Origin of the sequence: Streptomyces huiliensis (assembly GCF_020037025.1) — a bacterium.
In the GTDB taxonomy this organism is placed as follows: Bacteria; Actinomycetota; Actinomycetes; order Streptomycetales; family Streptomycetaceae; genus Streptomyces; species Streptomyces huiliensis.
Window position 1 is genome coordinate 1 of the sequence record NZ_JAIQLH010000560.1, and the last position, 271, is coordinate 271.

The 271-nt window shown below is 72.3% G+C and carries 1 protein-coding gene; it reads right to left on the bottom strand.

The genetic code is table 11. The features are described from left to right. On the bottom strand, positions 1-271 hold a 271-nt coding region (locus tag JNW98_RS35855; RefSeq protein WP_223772418.1), incomplete at both ends, for a bifunctional ornithine acetyltransferase/N-acetylglutamate synthase.

Sequence of the window (271 nt, forward strand, 5' to 3'; positions counted from 1 at the left end):
GTCCCCGATGAGCTGCCGGGCCAGATCGTCACACACCTCACGGACGGCCTCGGTGAACGCGACGGCGTCAGGGCTGATCCCGGAGGCGCCGGAGGAGAGCAGGAGGACGGTGTCGTTGGTGGACATGCAGCCGTCGGAGTCGACGCGGTCGAAGGTGGTGCGGACGGCGCCGCGCAGGGCCTCGTCCAGCCCGGGAGCGTCGACGTCCGCGTCGGTGGTCAGCACGACGAGCATGGTGGCCAGCCCCGGGGCGAGCATCCCCGCGCCCTTG